The organism is Trichocoleus desertorum ATA4-8-CV12 (assembly GCA_019358975.1).
GTDB classification, from domain to species: Bacteria; Cyanobacteriota; Cyanobacteriia; order FACHB-46; family FACHB-46; genus Trichocoleus; species Trichocoleus desertorum_A.
Map to the genome: position 1 here is coordinate 204,755 of JAHHIL010000003.1, position 15,616 is coordinate 220,370.

At 48.4% G+C, this 15,616-nt stretch carries 14 protein-coding genes; 5 read left to right on the forward strand and 9 right to left on the reverse strand.

Annotated elements, in window-relative coordinates:
* The first annotated feature begins 425 nt into the window (after nt 1-425).
* Nucleotides 426-620, forward strand: a complete 195-nt coding sequence (locus KME12_05175; protein MBW4487163.1) for an NblA/ycf18 family protein — start codon at nt 426-428, stop codon at nt 618-620.
* 276 nt (nt 621-896) lie between these two features.
* Nucleotides 897-1,772: a universal stress protein gene (locus tag KME12_05180; protein MBW4487164.1), complete on the forward strand. Its 876-nt coding sequence runs from the start codon at nt 897-899 to the stop codon at nt 1,770-1,772.
* Nucleotides 1,773-1,782: 10 nt separating this feature from the next.
* On the opposite strand, the gene KME12_05185 is transcribed toward KME12_05180, so the two are convergent.
* The 7 genes from KME12_05185 to KME12_05215 all read right to left on the reverse strand — a co-directional run bounded on the left by KME12_05185 (nt 1,783) and on the right by KME12_05215 (nt 9,839).
* Nucleotides 1,783-3,261 (reverse strand): serine/threonine protein kinase, encoded by a 1,479-nt coding sequence (locus KME12_05185; protein MBW4487165.1) that lies wholly within the window; start codon nt 3,259-3,261, stop codon nt 1,783-1,785.
* A 562-nt stretch (nt 3,262-3,823) separates the two neighbouring features.
* Nucleotides 3,824-4,273: a hypothetical protein gene (locus tag KME12_05190; protein MBW4487166.1), complete on the reverse strand. Its 450-nt coding sequence runs from the start codon at nt 4,271-4,273 to the stop codon at nt 3,824-3,826.
* A gap of 65 nt (nt 4,274-4,338) precedes the next feature.
* A complete protein-coding gene (locus tag KME12_05195) occupies nt 4,339-5,595 on the reverse strand; it encodes an anhydro-N-acetylmuramic acid kinase (GenBank protein ID MBW4487167.1) in 1,257 nt (418 codons plus the stop codon).
* A gap of 19 nt (nt 5,596-5,614) precedes the next feature.
* Nucleotides 5,615-6,859, reverse strand: coding sequence for a DDHD family phospholipase (locus KME12_05200; protein MBW4487168.1), 1,245 nt, complete (start codon nt 6,857-6,859; stop codon nt 5,615-5,617).
* 79 nt (nt 6,860-6,938) lie between these two features.
* Nucleotides 6,939-7,634 carry a TrkA family potassium uptake protein gene (locus KME12_05205; GenBank protein ID MBW4487169.1) on the reverse strand — a complete coding sequence of 232 codons (696 nt, stop codon included), beginning with the start codon at nt 7,632-7,634 and terminating at the stop codon, nt 6,939-6,941.
* A gap of 116 nt (nt 7,635-7,750) precedes the next feature.
* Entirely contained in the window at nt 7,751-9,085 is a 1,335-nt protein-coding gene (locus KME12_05210; protein ID MBW4487170.1) for a TrkH family potassium uptake protein, read from the reverse strand.
* A gap of 130 nt (nt 9,086-9,215) precedes the next feature.
* Nucleotides 9,216-9,839, reverse strand: a complete 624-nt coding sequence (locus tag KME12_05215) for a TenA family protein (protein MBW4487171.1) — start codon at nt 9,837-9,839, stop codon at nt 9,216-9,218.
* A gap of 104 nt (nt 9,840-9,943) precedes the next feature.
* On the opposite strand from KME12_05215, the gene KME12_05220 reads away from it, so the two are divergent.
* From KME12_05220 to KME12_05230, 3 genes are all read left to right on the forward strand, one after another.
* On the forward strand, nt 9,944-10,804 hold the full coding sequence (locus tag KME12_05220) for a methyltransferase domain-containing protein (protein MBW4487172.1): 861 nt from the start codon (nt 9,944-9,946) through the stop codon (nt 10,802-10,804).
* A gap of 111 nt (nt 10,805-10,915) precedes the next feature.
* Nucleotides 10,916-11,884 carry a homogentisate phytyltransferase gene (locus tag KME12_05225; protein MBW4487173.1) on the forward strand — a complete coding sequence of 323 codons (969 nt, stop codon included), beginning with the start codon at nt 10,916-10,918 and terminating at the stop codon, nt 11,882-11,884.
* Nucleotides 11,885-11,897: 13 nt separating this feature from the next.
* The gene (locus KME12_05230; protein ID MBW4487174.1) at nt 11,898-12,188 is read left to right on the forward strand and encodes a hypothetical protein; all 291 of its coding nucleotides are present in this window, start codon (nt 11,898-11,900) and stop codon (nt 12,186-12,188) included.
* Nucleotides 12,189-12,261: 73 nt separating this feature from the next.
* Here the strand turns inward: KME12_05230 and KME12_05235 are convergent, their stop codons facing one another.
* Together KME12_05235 and KME12_05240 are read right to left on the reverse strand one after the other, a co-directional pair.
* The gene (locus tag KME12_05235) at nt 12,262-12,555 is read right to left on the reverse strand and encodes a Ycf66 family protein (GenBank protein ID MBW4487175.1); all 294 of its coding nucleotides are present in this window, start codon (nt 12,553-12,555) and stop codon (nt 12,262-12,264) included.
* Between the two features lie 63 nt (nt 12,556-12,618).
* The gene (locus KME12_05240) at nt 12,619-15,540 is read right to left on the reverse strand and encodes a glycerol-3-phosphate acyltransferase (GenBank protein ID MBW4487176.1); all 2,922 of its coding nucleotides are present in this window, start codon (nt 15,538-15,540) and stop codon (nt 12,619-12,621) included.
* Nucleotides 15,541-15,616: the final 76 nt, after the last annotated feature.

The following is a 15,616-nucleotide window of genomic DNA, read 5'->3' on the forward strand; positions in this document are numbered from 1 at the left end:
AATAGTGATTTGGCTTAGGTTGGGCGCTCGCCTCTAGCCCATAGCTAGCCAACCTTTAGGTTGAGACTTAGGCCTTTTCTGTCTGTTAAAGCTTTCCGGCAAAATGAGCACTATCACAAGATTGGTTCATTTTGAGCATTTTTACAATTTGTAACTTGGTAAAAATACTTCAACCCGTTATTTGGTGTTGGAGGTGGTATGTGCATTCTGAAAAAGCTATCTCGTCAGGGATAGTTGACAATTGACTCAAGTTACCCCAATGGGGTATGTGCATTTTGTCAAACAATTGTTATCTTTTTTAATACAGGGTCACTGGATTTGCAGGCAAAGCAGTTGAAGAGAATAAGTAGTCCCCAGAGCAAAACAGAGCAAAACTGCTTTTCCAGACTCGCTGTACTCTCCTCTCTCTTACTTTGGAGTTACATATGAACCAGCCCATCGAACTTTCTCTTGAACAACAATTCAATATCCGCTCCTTTGAAACTCAAGTACAACAAATGAGCCGTGAACAAGCTCAAAACTTCCTGATTGACCTCTACAAGCAAATGATGATGCGTGAGACCATGTACAAGCACTTCCTGAAGCATCAATGGGGCTTGGAACCAGGTCCTCAAATGTAGCTGTACTGCCTTGAGCGCGGTAGGGCGACCTCTATCTCTTGCTTGGTTCCAACGGAGAAAGAAGCTGGGGTCTTGGGGCGTCGAAACCGCACCTATATCTAGAAGCACTTATATCTAGAGCCTCTAAATATTATTCAGCTCGTCTCATGTTTTGAGTGCAATCCTTAAGCTGGTTGAACCAAATCACTAAGATTTTCGCAAAATTAATTGGCCGTCTTTGAAGTTAAGTGCTTAATTAAGGAGAGTTGCGCTTCATATCTCCTTCACTCCTAACTTATGTTTAAGCGTCCTTTAATTTGCACCGACTTCTCCGATTATTTACATCGTTTGGCTAACTTCGTCCCCAGCTTAGCGGCTGGAGGGATGCAGCAGATCACCTTTCTACATGTTGCCTCCCTATGGGAAGAAGGCGAGATTCCACGAGAAGATACAGAAAAGGTGAATCAAGCTCGCGATCGCTTAGGAGTCGCCTTACAAGAGGTACCCGATGGCGTCGAAGTCAAAGTGGAAGTGCTATCAGGGCGAGCCAGCGACACCATCCTCAAAGTTGCCAAAGCCCAACAGGCTGACGTCATTATTCTAGGGACCCCCACCCGAAGCTTATTAAGTGAAAAGCTGTTTGGCAGCACCACCGTGGGTTTAGCTCAGCGTACGAATACACCTTTGTTGGTGTTGCGGCCCCAGCTGATTTCGGCCTACACCACCGAAGAACTAGATCTGCGCTGTCGGCATTTGTTCCGCTACCTGCTGCTACCCTATGACGGCAGTGACCCAGCTAAGTATTTGGTCCAGCAAATCGAGCAGCGTTGCCAAGGCCAACAAGCCTTAGAACAGTGTTTGCTCTGTTGGGTTGTGAGTGATAGTGGCCGTCGAGAACTCAGAAAGCTCAGCCCAAATCAAGAAGTTGCTGAACTGCTTGCTGCACCTCAAGCGGCTTTAGCCAAACATAACTTGCAGGTCCATACAGAAATCCGATCTGGCAATCCAGTGATGGAGACTTTAGAGGCGGCGGTGATGTTTGATATTAGTGCGATCGCCGTTTCATCAGGTAGCTTGGGTCGCTTAATTGAATGGTCAGCGCCTAGCTTTACAGGGGAAATGTTGCGTCGCAGTTGGCATCCAGTGCTGTTTTTCCCCCCCGCTCGTTCTTGAGTCGCTAGCTTTAGCTCTCCTCCAACTTCATTAAGATTCTGGGTTTGATCTTCTCCAGTTCTTGTTTGAGCAGGGTTTTGCTGGTGCTGGCTTGAGCAGATGAGACAAAGAGCTGGCTAGCATCGGCCCATTCTCGCAAGCGATCGCGCTGCATGTCGGCAATATTGGAACTCATCACCGTCAGGCACCGCTGAGGTTCTTCCAAAGCAAAAAATAACAATCGGTATAAGCCTTTTTCTGCTAGCAACCGAGTCATATCTTGACCTTGCGGCGTTTTGAGATCTAAGTAGCAGGGTAGCCAGCGTGGGCCGTGCTCTCGGCTATGCAAGGCAGTGAGCCACAGCAACATTGGATGAGGAGCCATCATAAACAAGAACTGGTTGTAACGGGTTGCGAGTAGCCGTCGTTGAATTTCTTGTTTGGGCATCATCACCCAGAGCGTTGCCAAGACTTCGTGACTGGTTCGGAGGGGATGAGGAAAAACAATTTCAGCAATCGGCTTACTTTTGGGCCAAGAAGCGAGTTGGCAAACCTCGTCTGGAGAGATGGAGTCTTGGCGCTTAGTATCAGGGAAAACGGGCAGCTTGGAGAGGACGGCTTCAATCCGATGCCCAATTTGTCTACCAGGGCCGAAACGGTCTTCTAAGGGTTCTAGGGCTTTGAGGACTTCTGTGGCGCTTTGAGGGCGATCGCTAGGTGCTTTAGCCAAACAGCTCATGACCAAATTTTCTAGAGCTTTAGGCAGCTTCAGAACGGAGTCAATGGAGTCAAATGAGCGAGGGAGCTGAAAATGATGCGCCTTGTACCAGCTACCAAAGGTATGAGTCTCAGCATGCAAGGGTAGCTTGCCTGTCAACATCTCATACATCATGATGCCCAAGCTGTAGATATCGGAGCGGTTGTCTAACTCCTTGCCCTCCATTTGCTCTGGTGAGGAGTAAGCTAACGTACCCATGAACGAATTGGTTTGTCCGGTGTCAGCCTGTAACAAGCGAGCAATCCCAAAATCGAGAATCTTGACGAGCTCGCCAATACTGGTGTCGTGGCTCACCAAAATATTGCCTGGTTTGATATCGCGGTGAATCACGCCATCTTGATGAGCGCACTGTAAACCTAAGCAAATTTGACGAGAGATGCTGAGAAATCGGGGCAGAACTAGCGATCGCGCCTTAATTACATCGCTCAGGCTTTCCCCCTGGAGGTACTCCATGACGTAAAAGGGCACTTCATCATCGTCAACGCCATAGTCCATGACTCGGACGATGTGAATGGTTTTCTGGCCCAACAACGCACAAGTTCTAGCTTCACTTTTGAAGCGATCGCGCATTTTCTGGTTCAGCAGGGTCCGAGCCAAGAACTTAACGGCGACTGGTACATCCCCTAACAAAACATCTTGAGCCCGATAGACTCGGCCCATTGCTCCTTTACCGATCAGCTCTGCCAACTGATAACGGTCGTTCAGCAAGCGGCCAATATTAGGGTCCGACATGAGTTGAAACTCCGTTTCTCACGGTGCGAGTAGCGACTCGTCGGTTACTGTAAAACTGACAACTCTGAGCTAGATTCTGAGCTAAATCCACAGAAAAACAACTGACTTCTGCCACGGTTTACCTTAGAAGTACCAAACTAAGTCAAAAATTCTTTTCGCGAAACTTAGAAATGTAGTACCCAGCATCAAACTGGGTAACCAAAATCCCTCAGTCTTGGCGTTGAGGGATGGGCAGACTTAACAAAATACTTAAGTTAGGCACACAGCCTTGGACTACCCAGCATTTTGCCTTTAGCTACCGTCAATAAGTCAGAAATTCCGTAAAGCTTCTGTAAAGCTATTGTAGCGACCTTAGTCCGATCCCTGGTATAGGGATGGATTCAAACCTACTCGGTTTGGGTAGTGCTCTGTTTAGGCAGGGGGCAAGCACAAGACCTACCCCTACGGAAGTGGTGTCGTTCAAGCCATTGAAAGTCGCTGTGGGTCATCTCAAAGTTACTAAATTAAATCAAGGGATCGTAACTTCAAGAGTACCCAAGCTCGTGGGCTGTTGAGACAAATGCTACTGCTCTGGTTGGCGCTCTAGCGTGGCCTCCATGGTGCTGGTCAGATAATGACCTGCCATGATGCTGCTAGAGAGATAGTACCGCTCTGGATCGATGCAATGCATGGTTTCAAAGCCGCTACGACGCTGGCGATCGCCTAGAACCCAATAGCGCTGCACAATCGACTCCGGAGCAATCCAGCCTTCGCCCTCGACTCGCCCCAGCAAGCTGTGTTGCAGCACAAAGGTATATTGCCGCTCTCCGATATCTAAGCGACCTCGATATTGCAGAGAAATATCTTCACGTTCGGAGTCTGGAAACACCAACTTGGTCACCATCGTGTACCAATTATCCCGGCTCCAGCCAACTAATGTTTTGCCTTTAACCAAGATCGGCATCCCATCACGCTCCAGCCAATTTCCTTGCAGCGTCCAGCGTCCTGCCTCCATTAGAAAGGTGTGAGCCACAGCGCTAATCCTTACTTGTATTGCGTTTCGCTATGCTAATGCGGATGGGACTCTATGCTATCACGCTAAGGGATGCTCACAAGATGGATTTCCCCTAGAGCGATCGCTTTCGCCGCCCCCGTGACTTGTGGCAGATTTCCTGGGATACTGCGATGCCGCCAGTAAGCCAACACGGCAAAGGCGATCGCTTCCTTAAAGTCTGCACTCAAGCCAACGTCATCTGTCGTCATCACTGCCGCCGAGGGTAAATGCACTTGCAGTCGCTGTTTAAGATACGAATTGCGGCTACCCCCTCCACAGAGGAGCACTTGACTAGGAAGTTGCGGCAGAAAAGCCCCATAACTATGAGCGATCGAGCGAGCTGTAAGTTCCGCCAGGGTGGCAAGAAAATCAGCCTCACTAAGCTGGTAAGCCTCGGCATCAGCAAAACAACTTTTCAGGTAATCAAGCCCAAACAGCTCCCGTCCGGTTGATTTGGGTGGTGCTTGCTGAAAAAAACCTTGCTGGAGCCACTGCTCTACCAGAATTTGGCAAGGAGTACCTGTAGCTGCCCAAGCCCCGTCTAGGTCGTAGGTTTTGGCTCCATGAGAGAGCTGCTGCACGGCCAAATCTAGCAACATATTGCCAGGGCCTGTATCCCAGCCTCGGACTTGCTGCTCCCAATCGGCAGTACTTCTAGCGGGTAAATAAGTGACATTGCCAATGCCACCGATATTCTGCACACAACGGCTCTGATTAGGCTGGCTCAACAAATAAGCATCCACTCGCGGCACCAGTGGCGCTCCTTGCCCTCCCACTGCAATGTCAGCCACCCGAAAATTGCTAACTGTGGAAATTCCAGTTAAATGAGCGATCGCAGCTCCCCGACCGAGCTGGAGGCTATAACCGAGGGATGAAGGATGAAGGATGAAGGATGAAACAGAAGAGTTGTAGGAGTCTGGGTTTTTCGTAGGGTTGGACGAAGAAGCGAGACCCCATTCATCCTTCATCCCTCCTATTTCATCCTTCCTATCTAGCGGTCGGTGATAGACGGTCTGACCATGTGAACCAATTAAAGCTGCTGGAGTGTGACCTGCTTGAACGGCTAAAGCTGCTTGAGCAAATTGCTTGGCGATCGCGTCATCTAAGGCTGCGAGATCTGCCATTGAAAGAGGTTCGCCCCCACAGACCGCTAAAATCTGCGATCGCAAGTCTTCTGGATAGGAATAAGTCGCTCCAGCCAGTAACTTGACTTGTAAGTCGGTTTCTAAACCGGAAATCTCTACTAAGGCAGCATCAATGCCATCCACTGATGTGCCACTCATTAAACCAATTACATGCATCATGCGTTCGGGCGCGACCCTAGCAATAGTTGCTTCTGATCAACTCTACCGCTTGCTTCAAGCCTGAAGTATGAATCCAGCCTACATACCCCCTAAATTGGGACACATTTTGAGCATTCAAAATACAAACATGATGAACTCCAGCAGGGGTTCTAATCAGTTGGAGGCTACCACTGCGATCGCTAAACTTTAAGTCAATTAGGGTTTCATCCAAAAACTGACCTGCTGGGATAAAGTTGCGGGTCATGCCAGGAACTTGTTGGAGCTGCGCGATCGCTTGCATCAATCTGGATGATCCTTGTGCCCTTGGAGAGTTTGCTAGGAGGTTGTCGGCAATCAAATGAGCGACTTGAGGACAGCTCCAGTAATTAATATGGGCATCTCCTGCCCCCGCTGCCATTGGCGCATGGTCGATCGCGATTTGAACCGCTGGATTAACCAACCCCGCAACCTTACCAACTCGATTGACCAAATCAGAATTCACAAAATTTCGGACGGCTGTTTCTGTGGAGTTGGCCTCTGATTGTAGATAGTGATCTTGCAGAGTTAGGTTCCAGGACGAGTCTGGGCTGAAGCAGGCTTGCATGGGATAGGCAATGACATCAGAGGCATGAATGAGATTGAGCCATCTCAAGCTGCGATCGCTGTATTGACTCACCAACGCTTTCACTGGCTCAGGCTGAATCCCCAGCATGATATTAAAGAAAGCAATAGGAGAACCCATCGTGGTGATGCTTTTTAGTTGCAATTTTGGCTGAGAATTAGAATTGTTGCAGCCCTGAACTAAGGCTCGAATTTCAAAAGCTGGGTCATTGGGATGAAATCTCTCAGAAAACAAAGCATCCCATAAAACAACTGTCCCTAGGGAATGAGAAACGATGTGTAGCTCTGTCTCACCTGGATTCCGAGTGATGAAGTCAGAGAGCTGTTCCGCAATTAATTTTCTAATTTTGACGCCGCGCTCCGAGTTCAAGTAGGTGAAAGCATCACCGACAAACTCAGAAAAAAAGCCTTGTCTAAAATTTTGATAACGAAAAACTGCTTGAGTATCAGTCTGCGGATTCTCTGACTGCAACGTTTGCAAATCTCGGTGAACCGCATTCCACAGCTTGCCAATGTCACTAAGCACATCCCCCCAAAAGCTAGCGTAAAAAAGGGGAAGGGGCGCTTTTACCTGAGAAAATTCTTCTCGAATTAAGCCCTGTAGGGAATCAGCATATTGCACGTTGCGAGTGGCAACTCCGTGCATAAAAAATACAAGCATGATGTCAATTGCAAAAATTGAGCATTGCTTTTTATTCTTCCCTACTGGCTTAACGATGTAATGCAGCCAGAACTTGAAGTTAGATGGGTAATTGATCGATCCCCTTATTGGAACCAATCACCACGATTGCCTCTCCTTTGCGAAGACGACGGCCTGGTTCGGGGTTGATTTCAAATTTGCCGTTGTTGCTGACTGCAAGCAAGTTCAACCCAAAGCGACTCCGTAGCCTCAGTTCTGAAATAGTTTGACTATCAAACACTTCCGGAACAATGACTTCCACAATACTGTTGTCGGGATCAAGCTCGAAGCGATCGAGAATTCCAGGTTTCGTCAGCGATCGCGCCAAGGCACAGCCCATTTCATGCTCCGGAAACACCACATGGTCAGCGCCAACTTTCCGCAGCAGCTTTTCATGAATTTCTGAAGAAGCCTTGGCTACCACATGGGGCACACCAGCTTCCTTAAGATTCATGGTGGTGATCACGCTTTCTTCTACATAGTTACCGATCGCGACAATCACGGTATCAAACTCAAAAACGCCTGCTTCTTTCAGGGCCGCAACCTCTGTCGAATCTAACTGCACGGCGTGAGCGGCTAGCTGATCTGTCAGAATCTGAGCCACCCGTTTTTCATCTGAGTCAATCCCTAGCGCCTCGTATCCCATGCGATGCAGAGATGCACAAACAGCTCGACCAAAGCGCCCCAAACCGATGACAGCAAATTGCTTATTCTCGGTTCGTAGACTACGAAAGAAGCTCAGATAGGATAAATTCACAAATTAACCTCAGGCGGTAAACGCCCAGACTTGATTTAGAGTCCGTAACCCTTTAAATTATCAAGGTTTTGGGTGCAAATCTGTTCCGGAAATCCTAACCTGTTTTGTTCCAGAAACTACCCTACGAGTAAATTTTCCTCTGGATAACGGATAGTACTAGGATTGGGGTCGCCTAAAATTGCGCCGATCAGCAGCAACACCCCAACTCGACCGATGTACATGGTGGCGACTAAAACCAATTTGGCGAAGGTCGAAAGTCCTGCAGTAATTCCAGTCGAGAGGCCAACCGTACCAAAACCTGACATCACTTCAAAGAGAATTTGAATAAAAGTGACATTTGTATCAGTGATGGCAATTAAAGTGGTCATGATCATGACCGCAGTGAGTGAACCGACTGAAACTCCCACTGCTTTTAGAATCAGCGAGACAGGAATTTGTCGTTCATACAAAACAGCTTCTTCTTTGCCTTGTAAGATGGCTCGGGTACAACTAGTTAAAACCCGTAAAGTGGTAGTTTTAATACCCCCCGCTGTACCACCTGGATTACCACCAATAAACATTAAAACGATCATAATAAATAGGCTAGCAGCGGTCATTTTGCCGATGTCAACAGTATTGAAACCGACGGTGCGTGGGGTTACTGCTTGAAACCAAGCTGTTAGTACCTTGGTCTTAAAATCCATTGGCCCCAAAGTCTGTGGATTGTTTAGTTCGGTAAGAAATATAGCAATGGTACTAATGACTAAGAGGATGATTGTGGTACTAATTGCCACTTTGAAGTTTAACGAAAAAATAATTTTTTCAGATTTTCTCAGCCAACGAGCGCGCAACCATAGAAACAACTCAAATATCACTTCGTAGCCAATGCCACCAAAGATAACTAGGGCCGGAATAATTAGGTTCAATAATATAGAAGACTGATAGCCAATTAAGTTGTCTCTAAATGGGCTAAAACCAGCATTATTCCAAGCAGTAACACTATGAAAAATAGAGAGCCACAATCCCTTGCTCCAACCGTGATCTGGCACAAAAACTGCAAGCAATAGAAACGCGCCTGTGAGTTCAAAGATCAGAGTGAGGGAGACGATGGAGCGCAGAACTTGAGTAGCTCCTTGCATTCCAGGGCGATCGAGCGCCTGTTGTAAAGCGATTTTGTCTCGTAGACCGAACCGTCGTCCCAAAAGTAACAACAGGAACGTAGTAGCGGTCATGTATCCCAACCCGCCAACCTGCACCAAAGCCAAGAGGATCACTTGTCCTGTCGTAGAAAAATAGCTGCCTGTATCCACCACGATGTGGCCCGTAACACAAACGGCGGAAGTAGCGGTAAACAGAGCCACAATAAAGTCATTCCAGGTGCCACTACTGGTGGAGAAAGGCATCATCAGCAGGAGGGTACCTACTGCAATGACAGCCAGAAAGCCTAGACAAATGGTTCTAGAGACAGTCATGGAGCGATCGCGTAAATGGTTAAAGTTTGGACTGCAAGTTTAGACGGCAAAACTGAGGCTGTTTAAGAGCTTACTGCTAGCTGAGGTAGCCGTTACATAATTCTGGTTTAGTTCTGTCTTGGCAGGCTATTTAAGCACGAACCCAGGCTGCTTGAAAGAAATCGTGCTCACATTGCATGGCATAGCGATAGGTGGTGTGCGCCAGTGCAGGGTGATTGGTGTAGCGATCGCAAAGCTGCTCTAGCTGTTGAGCCAGTTGGTCAAACTCTGGGCTGCTGTAGGTGCGAATCCAAGTGGTATAGGTATGCTCAAACTTTTGGTTGGCAGCGAGTTGCTGGCCCAAAAAGACATACAAGCGCATACAAGGCACCATTGCCGCCGTAGTTAATCCCGCATCTCCACTCCAAGCCGTTGCTAGTAGAAAATCTGTATAGCGCCGAGTAGATGCTCCAGGTTCTATATGCTGCAAGTCCACACCCCATTTTTGGGCATACCCTTGGTGCAGTTGCAATTCTTCTAGCACTCCACCTGCCAGAGTGTGGAATACACCAAACCCCTCCCAATCGGGCGCTTTGGCAGCAGCAATGCTATAGGCCCGCGCAAACGCTTCTAGAAAAAACGCATCTTGGCCGACATAATAAGCAAATAGCTCTTTGGGTAAGGTGCCATCGGCAATACCTTGAACGAAAGAATTTTTTAGACAAGCTTGGGCCAAATCCTGGTTGGCTTGCCACAAATCGCTAGACACGGCCATACAAACTTTTCCTTCTTTGAATACAAATTCCATCTTCTGAGCCTAGGGAGATTCAGCCCACTCTGCTAGGCTAATTCCGATCTTGATTCAAAGTTACATTTCCTATGACCTCAACCCTTCACCAGCAAATTCAGCAATTCTATGATGCCTCCTCTGGTTTGTGGGAGCAGATTTGGGGCGAACACATGCATCATGGCTACTATGGCCTAGATGGCAAAGAACCCAAAGAACGCCGCCAAGCTCAGATTGATTTGGTCGAGGAATTGCTGAAGTGGGCAGAAGTTGGACAGGCAGAAGCAATCTTAGATGCGGGCTGCGGGATTGGGGGTAGTTCTTTATATTTGGCTCAAAAGTTTCAAGCGGCGGCGACTGGCATTACTCTAAGCCCCGTGCAAGCCGCCAGAGCCACCGAGAGAGCGCGTGAGGCAGGCATGAGCAGCTTGACTACCCAGCCTAGTGCTCAGTTTTTTGTCAGGGACGCGTTAAACACTGATTTTGCCGACAACTCCTTTGATCTCGTCTGGTCGCTGGAAAGCGGGGAGCACATGCCAGACAAGCGCAAATTTTTGCAAGAATGCTATCGGGTGCTGAAGCCAGGTGGCACGTTGATTATGGCGACTTGGTGCCACCGCCTCACCACGCCCAGCGATCCGCTGACCACAGATGAGCGGCAACATTTGGCTGATATCTATCGCGTTTATTGCTTGCCTTATGTAATTTCGCTGCCAGAATATGAGGCGATCGCGAACCAACTCTCGTTTCAAAATATTCATACTGCCGACTGGTCGGATGCTGTGGCCCCGTTCTGGGACAAGGTGATTGAATCCGCTTTGACCCCCAATGCAATTTTCGGTCTGCTGTTTTCTGGTTGGACGACAATTCAAGCAGCTCTGGCGTTGAATTTGATGAGTCGGGGCTATCAGCGTGGGCTAGTCCGTTTTGGGTTACTGTGTGGCACTAAATAAGCAGTTCAAGTGAGCCGTAGCCAGCTAGCTCAACCGTTCTCTATCGGGGGATTGCTGCCAAAATTGTCATTGATTGCTTAAAATCAAGCCTGTGTATCAATTCAGGCACGCATGAGCCAGATTTCCCCCCAAAAGCCTGCTGTTTCGTCGTCCCAGATTAACCTTCTCCAAAAGTATGCCCCCTGGCTCTATGCTTTCTGGAAGTTTTCTCGCCCCCACACCATTATTGGCACGAGCCTTAGTGCGCTAGGGTTGTACGCGATCGCCAGTGCCACAACGTCCATTCCCTTTGCCCTCAGCTCTGTAGGAGTGCTGTTAGCAGCTTGGATAGCTTGTCTCTGCGGCAACGTCTACATTGTGGGGCTGAATCAGCTAGAGGATGTCGAGATTGACCGGATCAACAAACCCGATTTACCTGTGGCTTCCGGTGAGTTTTCGCGATCGCAAGGTTGGGCCATTGTCCTCTTCACCGGAGCCTTGGCGCTGCTGATTTCCCTCAGTTCGGGCTGGTTTCTCTTCGGTACGGTGGGGATTAGCTTGGCGATCGGCACTGCCTACTCTTTACCACCGATCCGGCTGAAGCGATTTCCGGTTTGGGCCTCGCTGTGCATTTTTACAGTGCGGGGTGTGATCGTGAATTTGGGACTATTTCTACACTTTAGCCAGCAACTTCAAGGCCAAGGTACTATCACTCCAACGGTTTGGGCGCTGACGCTATTTGTTCTGATATTTACGTTTGCGATCGCCATCTTTAAAGATATTCCTGATATCGACGGCGATCGCCAATACAACATCAATACATTCACAATTCGGCTCGGCACAAAAGCCGTTTTCAATCTATCTCGTTGGGTTTTAACCGTTTGCTATCTTGGCATGATTTTAGCTGGCTTATTTAACCTATCAGGTGTTAATTCTAAGTTTTTGATCGTGACTCACTTAGCCGCTTTGAGCCTACTTTGGTGGCGAAGTTTGCGAGTTGATTTATCAGACAAGGTAGCGATTGCCAGCTTCTATCAATTTATTTGGAAACTCTTTTTCTTAGAGTATTTGATTTTTCCTACAGCCGCTTTATTTAGTTAAAAAGCTTCTCAACATGATAGAACCCTGGCTGATCGGTTTCGCTTTGGTGGGTTTGGGCAGTATATTTGCAGTTCAAAGTCGCTCACCTGATGCCATAGACAGTTCCCGCCTTGCAAGATTGGAAGGCAAAGTTGATCTAATTCTGGACAAGCTGGAAATTGACTACAACGAAACCATCGAAGATCTAGTCAGGTCAGGCGATCGGATTGGAGCAATCAAAAAGTTACGTGAAGAAACAGGAGTTGGTTTAAAGGAACCATTAGACGCCGTTAAAGCAATGGAAAGGAGCATCAAGCGGTCTTGAGCGGTTAAGGTTGGATTGCAGAAATTTCGGCTTGAAAGTGAAAATCACAAGTCTTTGAAACTTTAAATAATTTCTACCGTCGGAAACGGAGAAACAGATCTTTTAGCGATAAATAAGTAAGAGCCAGAATTATTAGTAGTTGGGCAAATTGCAAAAGTGGATCTTGTCGCCAACCTTGAAAAAACAAAATCCCTCCAGACAACAGGTAGACAACGCCAAGACAGATATCTTGACAAAGCCCAAGCAGATTTTCACCTCTTCTAGGGTTGCGAATCAGCAAAACTAGTGACAATAAAGGAAGAATTACGCCAAGAACGCATAAGAAAATTCCTAGTAGACTAGAAACCGAAATCCCAATATTGACCATACAGAATTACTTGCCTCTTAATCTCATAGGAATAGGAATGCAGTTCAGTTCTAATCCTTACTTTTATAAAATTTCCACAGTGCCTTGCTGACCATCAATCCTCACCCATTGATCGTCGTGTAACTGATGGGTCGCGTCATGCACATCCATCACGGCAGGGATGCCGTACTCTCGTGCCACGATCGCGCCGTGAGATAACCGCCCACCAACTTCCGCAATCAAGCCTCCCGCTCTCGCCAACAGGGGTGCCCAACCAGAATCGGTGTATGGCACTACCAAAATTGTTTCTCGATCGATTTCTGCGATCGCTTGTAAACTCCGCAACACTTTTACTCGACCCTCCACCTGGCCTGGGCTAGCTCCAATTCCTTGTAATTTTTGCGAAGGTTGCCAGTTATGGACGGTGACAGGGGTGAGTGGGGCATTCCCATAGACCAAAGCTGGCACTTGTACCAGTTCATTATCTTGGGCCAATTGCGATCGCCGTTCTGCAATTAACGTAGAAACTTGGTTAGATAAATCGGCATCCGACTGCTGAATCAGCCGCCAAATTTCCTCAAACCTCAAGAAGAAAACATCGCCTGCTGCTGTCAGTAATCCTTGCTCCAGCCACAACTTTTCTAGCGCCACGAAACTCCAGCGCAATTCTGCTAGCAATTGGCTATATACCTCTGTCACCTGACCTTTCAAACTCACTCGCTGCTGGACTCGCTGCACTTTCCAAGCAGGCGATCGCGATGTAATAGGCAAAGGCGCACTCGTAGTAGGAGGATTAAGCAGAAATTGGGTGAATAGATCACAAACAGGTTTGGAATCTTCACGCCAAGTCGGCACCGCAATATCCGTCCCCACTTCACTCAAGTAACCATAGGTGTCGAGAAACTGAGCTAGCTGGTCAGACAAGGTTTGACCGTTGGGGAGGGCTGCTAAGGTGTCAAAAACTTCAGGAGTTGGAGCAGAAGGATTTTCCAAGTTAGCGACTAAATGGCGGTTACGATTGGCGATGTCTTGCAGCGATCGCAACGCGGCAACTTCCGGAGTGTTGCTGTTGTCTATTTCGCTATCCTGAACCTTTAGAATTGCCTGTCGTAACGCTGCACTCAGTGGAGCCAAAATGCTGTAATAAGTCGCCCGCTTCAATACCCGCAAAATAGTATCAACGCGCTCTAGGAGAGCAGGAGCGCTCAAGTTCTCGGCAGGTTCTCGCGTTAGCGTGGTTAAGAGGGGTGCAAACTGACGCTGATAGTCGTAGCGGAAATCTTTGTCGAGCTGCCATTCTCGTTGGAGCAGTCGCAGTAGCCCTGGTGTATTGCCTAAAGTGGAGCCTAGAGGTGGTTTGCTGAACTTGGCTCCTCTAGTCAAGAATTCCAGGCTCTCAGGAGGTAAGCCCATGCGGAGGAAAGTTTGCCCTAACAAAGAGGCGTTGAAGTAAGCACGGGAGTGATGTAGTGTCGCGGTTTCGTTGAAGTCTAGTCCTCGCGATCGCTTGCCACCTAAAACTAAGGTAAAAATTTCTCCCCAAACCCCACAGGTCAAAGGCCGATTAATCGACCAAGTTAAGGGACGAATCAAGCCAGGAATCACTTCCGCCGCAATTTTGCGCGTCCAGATAGGTACCAGGGTGGTAATGGGTCGCGATTGCAGGAGCCACAACGTTTGCCCATCGTAAGTCCACTCAATATCTTGCGGTAGCCCGTGATATCGCGCCTCTAAATGTCTGGCTAGAAATGCCACTTGTTGAATTAAGCGAGGAGGCAAATCCCCGGTTCCTTCTACTGGCAGGTCTAAATCGGTGGGTAGTAACCAACTAGAATCCGCTTGGGCTAAATCGCTTTCACGCACCAAAACCCGATATTGCTCTGGCGTAAACTGCCCGGAGACAATCCGTTGCGTCTCACCGGGGAGCGCTTCAATCACCACTGCCTCGCCCTGCCGAGCGATCGGATCACGGCTAAAAGCCACCCCAGAAAAGGCACCACGAATTTGTTGTTGTACCAATATCGCCATTGACGCTTCTGGCAGTCCACGATCGCGCCGATATTGCACCGCTCCGGGCTGATCATAGGAAGCCAAGCACTGAGCGATCGCCCGCTCCAACGCTCCTTGACTTGTCACGTTCAAGATACTTTCGTACTGCCCTGCCGCCGACGCTAGTTCTGAATCTTCTCCCACCGCTGAAGACCTGACCACCAAAGGTTTCTCGGAGGAAGGTTGCAGAAACTCAATCAGCGGCGTTAGATCGTCTCCGGGTGGCAAGACCCAACCTGCTGGGACAGGGTAGCCCCACCGCATCAGTTGTGAGAGCGTAGCTGCTTTCTGTCCAACTTTTTGCGCTTCTAAAGGCCGATTCAGCGAGACTAGAGCGCGATCGCCGCGAAAAAACTTAAACACTGCTTGGGATTCCGGTTGACCTGCTTCTGGGGTTAAGTCTAAGTCATCAGGAATCTTGTGGTAAATCCACCCCATGAGACTACCCAAGGCGATCGCCGCCACAATCAAAGCAGATTCTTGAGGATGTAATAAAGCAGTGAGCAGGGGAAACAAAACTAAAACTAAGATCTTGCCCTGACGCTTTTCTCGCAGAATCGTGGAGCCAATACCCCCCAAAATAAACACCAGCAACGAAGCCATCCAATCGTGAACAACGTAGCCCCAGACCACATTGGTTGTGCCTGCGCCTCGCCCCATCCAATAACGCCCCATCACCAAGGCGATTAACGAGATCAGCTCCCACTCTGGGGCTTGCGGAAAAAAGTAACGGGCAATTAAAACCGCAGCAATCCCCTTAAATGCCTCTGACAAGACAGCCAGAATCCCAACCAGCCGACCGCCATGATAAAACGCTGCCGAAACACTAACGTTGCCTGTTCCGAGCTGGGCCAGTTGTTTCCGAGTTAGGGCATAGGTGATCCAGTTAATCAGAGGCAGACCACCGAGCAGCGGGCAACCAATGCAAATAATCAGAGCGCCTAAAACTTCGTTCATCGTTGGGGAGTCGCAGGGTTGGCAACCAAGGGGTCTCTTCCATCAAAGCTTATTTCAGACCTTGCCAGCTTAGAAA